Source organism: Mucilaginibacter sp., assembly GCF_964263795.1.
In the GTDB taxonomy this organism is placed as follows: Bacteria; Bacteroidota; Bacteroidia; order Sphingobacteriales; family Sphingobacteriaceae; genus Mucilaginibacter.
Genome location: NZ_CAXVWK010000064.1, coordinates 1 through 4,137, shown reverse-complemented (window position 1 = coordinate 4,137; position 4,137 = coordinate 1). Strand labels below are relative to the sequence as shown.

Annotated in this window: 7 protein-coding genes; 5 read left to right on the top strand and 2 right to left on the bottom strand. The window is 41.6% G+C overall.

What is annotated here, in order from left to right; all coding sequences use genetic code 11:
• From ACE5CV_RS12010 to ACE5CV_RS11995, 4 genes are all read left to right on the top strand, one after another.
• Positions 1 to 216 (top strand): DUF2795 domain-containing protein (locus ACE5CV_RS12010; RefSeq protein ID WP_374950419.1); only part of this gene is annotated, 216 nt, incomplete at its 5' end.
• Positions 217 to 346: 130 nt separating this feature from the next.
• A complete protein-coding gene (locus tag ACE5CV_RS12005; RefSeq protein WP_374950418.1) occupies positions 347 to 493 on the top strand; it encodes a lmo0937 family membrane protein in 147 nt (48 codons plus the stop codon).
• 128 nt (positions 494 to 621) lie between these two features.
• Entirely contained in the window at positions 622 to 771 is a 150-nt protein-coding gene (locus ACE5CV_RS12000) for a lmo0937 family membrane protein (RefSeq protein WP_191165086.1), read from the top strand.
• Positions 772 to 828: 57 nt separating this feature from the next.
• Positions 829 to 1,020 (top strand): lmo0937 family membrane protein, encoded by a 192-nt coding sequence (locus tag ACE5CV_RS11995; RefSeq protein ID WP_374950417.1) that lies wholly within the window; start codon positions 829 to 831, stop codon positions 1,018 to 1,020.
• 34 nt (positions 1,021 to 1,054) lie between these two features.
• Here the strand turns inward: ACE5CV_RS11995 and ACE5CV_RS11990 are convergent, their stop codons facing one another.
• Both ACE5CV_RS11990 and queA read right to left on the bottom strand, forming a co-directional pair.
• On the bottom strand, positions 1,055 to 1,768 hold the full coding sequence (locus ACE5CV_RS11990) for a 2-C-methyl-D-erythritol 4-phosphate cytidylyltransferase (RefSeq protein ID WP_374950416.1): 714 nt from the start codon (positions 1,766 to 1,768) through the stop codon (positions 1,055 to 1,057).
• A 100-nt stretch (positions 1,769 to 1,868) separates the two neighbouring features.
• A complete protein-coding gene (queA, locus tag ACE5CV_RS11985; RefSeq protein ID WP_374950415.1) occupies positions 1,869 to 2,918 on the bottom strand; it encodes a tRNA preQ1(34) S-adenosylmethionine ribosyltransferase-isomerase QueA in 1,050 nt (349 codons plus the stop codon).
• Positions 2,919 to 3,112: 194 nt separating this feature from the next.
• On the opposite strand from queA, the gene ACE5CV_RS11980 reads away from it, so the two are divergent.
• A partial coding sequence (locus ACE5CV_RS11980) for an ABC transporter permease (protein WP_374950414.1) occupies positions 3,113 to 4,137 on the top strand: 1,025 nt, incomplete at its 3' end.

Sequence of the window (4,137 nt, the reverse complement as noted above, 5' to 3'; positions counted from 1 at the left end):
TGGACACTTGAATTAGCATCTCACCTTGAAGATGCCCCCTGGCCGGCAACAAAAGATGAATTAATTGATTACGCTATACGTTCCGGAGCGCCGGTTGAGGTTATTGAGAACCTGCAGGCCTTGGAAGATGATGGTGAGCCTTATGAGAATATTGAAGAGATATGGCCGGATTATCCTACCAAAGACGACTTCTTTTTCAACGAAGACGAGTATTAATCATTCTTTAGAACAGAATAATAAAAAGCCCTCTACGAACGGAGGGCTTTTTTGCGTTAACACCTTTTTGGAATGATTAATAACGAAGTATGGCAACAGTTTACTTAGTTATACTAAAAACATATACACTATGAGAGGCTTACTGTACATTATTGCTGTTATCCTTATTATTGGTTGGGCGTTCGGATTTTTTTACGCCGGTGCTACCGGTATTATTCACATATTATTGGTTATCGCTGTTATTGCGTTGTTGCTTGGTGTTATCAGACGGGCTTGACAAAAAGATCTTCAAATAAAATTATGTGCCTTTCCTCGCTTTTTTTCATCAGACGCCTTTTTGGAATAGATTTTGGTATGCACTAAATACATTCAACTAAAAACTTTAACAAAAAAACACACAACACTATGAGAAGCTTACTTTACCTCGTCGCAGTAATATTGGTTATTGCCTGGATCTTCGGAGCATTTGTAACCCCTTTCGGTGGTAATATTATCCACGTATTATTGGTTATTGCTATTATCGCTGTAATATTAGGGGTAATCAGAAGGGCTTAAACCCTGTTAATAAATTATTAAAGCGCTGTTTACAGCGCTTTTTTTGTTTTTAAACCTTTGGAAAAGATTCTTGTTGATGGTAAATATATTAAACTAAAACACATGAGAGGTTTACTTTACATTATCGCTGTAATACTGGTTATTGGCTGGTTGTTCGGCTTTTTCTTTATCCATGCGGGTAGCGTTATTCACATTTTACTCGTGATTGCCGTTATCGCGGTGTTGCTTGGGGTGATCAGACGGGCTTGATCGATTCAGGAAATAGATCTTACAGGCCATCAGCTTATTGCTGGTGGCTTTTTTTATTTAAAAGGGCTTCAGCAATAGTTACATCATCCGGAAAAGTAATCTTAATATTGCTGTAACTGCCCTCGGTAAGTGTTATTTGTATACCCGCCTGTTCAACCACAGAGGCATCGTCAGTAAAAGATGGATTATAGGCTTGTTTATAGGCTTCCTTTAAAATTCCCGACTGAAAAGTTTGCGGCGTTTGTACGAGGTAGATGTTCTCACGATCAAGGCAATTAGACACACTACCATTTTGCTGACGAATAGAATCGCGGCTTTTAACCGCTGTAATGGCTGTCCCGGAAGTGGCTGCCAAACGAAAAGACTGATCAATTATTGTCTCACTTACCAGCGGTCGCACCGCATCGTGTACAGCAATTAGCACATTATTGTCATAAATCAGGTCAACCGCATTTTTTACGGAATGAAAACGGGTTTCACCGCCGGCAATTAATTGGTGTTTTGTCTTAAAATTATGCACATTGCATAGCTCTTTCCACATTTGATGATAATCAGCATGCAGCACCAAAATGATTTGAGGCGACGATACGCTATTTACGAAGGCCCCAATAGTGTGCATCAACACCGGCTTACCACATAGCTCGATAAATTGTTTGGGCAATGCCAATTGCATCCTGCTGCCCGTGCCGCCGGCGACAATAATTGCATAATGGTGCATAGTAACTGGAGGGTGAATAATGGTCGACATTTATTTACAAAACTATAAATAAAAAAGAGATACAAGCCCGGCTTGTATCTCTTGGTATATCTCAGGTAAAGAAATAATCTTTACGCTCTATTCATCAATTTTAGATGATCAGCATGGCATCGCCGTAGCTGTAAAAGCGATATTTTTCTTTAACAGCTACTTCGTAGGCATTCATTACATGCTCGTAACCGCCAAATGCGCTTACCATCATCAACAGGGTCGACTCGGGCGTATGGAAGTTGGTGATCATTGAGTTGGCAATACTAAATTCGTATGGAGGGAAGATAAACTTGCTGGTCCAATCGTTAGCGGCCTTCAAAGTTTTACCTGCAGATACCGCTGATTCGATTGTGCGCATTGAAGTAGTACCTACCGCACAAATACGTTTTTTGCGCTCAATGCCACGGTTTACTATACGTGCTTGCTTCTCTTCGATAATGAACTGTTCTGAATCCATTTTGTGTTTGGTCAGATCCTCCACCTCAACCGGGCGGAAGGTGCCTAAACCAACATGTAAGGTAACTTCAGCAAATTCTACACCTTTTAATTCCAGGCGTTTCATTAGCTCACGGCTAAAATGCAGGCCGGCTGTAGGTGCTGCAACAGCGCCTTCGTGCTTGGCAAATATGGTTTGATAACGTTCTTTATCCTCGGCAGTAGCCTTACGTTTAATATATTTCGGAAGCGGTGTTTCGCCCAGGATCTCTACATTACGGCGAAACTCTTCGTCGGTGCCGTCAAACAAAAAGCGGATGGTACGGCCGCGCGATGTAGTGTTGTCCACAACTTCGGCTATCAGCAGGTCGTCATCGCCAAAATATAATTTATTACCTACGCGTATCTTACGGGCCGGGTCAACCAATACATCCCAAAGGCGTAGTTCTTTATTCAGTTCGCGTAGTAAAAAAACCTCGATAGTAGCGCCGGTCTTTTCTTTATTACCGTACATACGGGCAGGAAATACTTTAGTATTGTTCAGGATCATTACATCCTGATCATCAAAATAATCCAAAACATCCTTGAAAATTTTATGCTCAATTTTTCCCGAGTCACGGTGTAAAACCATCAGGCGAGATTCGTCGCGCGTGTCAGACGGGGTATGGGCAATTAAAGATTCGGGTAAATTGAATTTAAATTGAGATAATTTCATGCTTATATATATGAATTTTCAGGGCGCAAATGTACGGAATTTTTGTTATTTTTTCGCGGTAATCTGTATTTGATAGATTTTAGGTTTCAAACAGTTAAATCAAAATGCCGTGTAACTTAACTGCAATAACACCGTCTAACAAATGTTGTTTTTGTTACACACCTTTAACTTGCACCCATATATAGCTAATTGATATGCTTATACTTAAACTTATCCGCGAAAGTTTCCTGTTTGCCTATGATGCGTTAAGGCAAAACAAACTACGCACGCTGCTTTCTTTACTGGGTGTAACGATAGGTATCTTTACCATCATTGCAGTTTTTTCTGCGGTAGATACGCTGCGTAATAACTTGCAGCAAAGCGTTAATAAACTGGGCAGTAACAGCATTTACATTCAAAAATGGCCCTGGGTGGGCGAGGATAACTTTCCGTGGTGGAAATATATGCAGCGCCCGGTACCCAAACTGCGCGATTTTGAGCAGCTGCGCCGCCGCAGCCAAACAGCAAAAGCTACATCGTATGAAATTAGCATTGATAACCGGACGGTAAAATACGGTAGCAATACTGTTGACGGCGCGCAGATAGATGCGGTATCACACGATCATGATAAGACCTGGAACTTCGACTTTCAGGATGGGCGTTACTTTACGGATATCGAATCGCGCACGGGGGCACCTGTTGCCAACGTAGGCGCCGATATTGCCGATGCACTGTTTCCGGGCGGTACCGGTGTGGGTAAGCAAATCAAAATTATGGGCCGTAAGGTTACCATTATAGGCGTGTTTACTAAAGAAGGTAAAGATATATTGGGCATCAGCAGCGATAACGAAATTTTGCTGCCGCTTAACTTTGCCAAGAATATCATTGATATTGAAAACGAGAAATACAACCCGCAAATAGTAGTGCGCGGCCTGGATAATTTAAGCGACGTGGAAGTAGAGAGCGAAGTGCGCGGCATTATGCGATCGGTGCGCAGCATTGCGCCTGGTAAAGAGGATAACTTTTCGCTTAATAAATCAAACATATTATCTAACCAGTTAGATCAATTATTCGGCATTGTGAACGTTGCCGGTGCTATCATAGGCGGTTTCTCGATACTGGTAGGTGGATTTGGCATTGCCAACATCATGTTCGTATCGGTTAAAGAACGTACCAATATCATTGGGATCCAAAAGTCACTTGGAGCAAAAAATTACTTTATACTGCTGCAATTTTTAAT

Coding starts and splice junctions, on each gene's coding strand:
- ACE5CV_RS11990 (WP_374950416.1), bottom strand. CDS start 1,768: ATGTCGACCATTATTCACCCTCCAGTTACTATGCACCATTATGCAATT.
- ACE5CV_RS12000 (WP_191165086.1), top strand. CDS start 622: ATGAGAAGCTTACTTTACCTCGTCGCAGTAATATTGGTTATTGCCTGG.
- ACE5CV_RS12005 (WP_374950418.1), top strand. CDS start 347: ATGAGAGGCTTACTGTACATTATTGCTGTTATCCTTATTATTGGTTGG.
- queA (WP_374950415.1), bottom strand. CDS start 2,918: ATGAAATTATCTCAATTTAAATTCAATTTACCCGAATCTTTAATTGCC.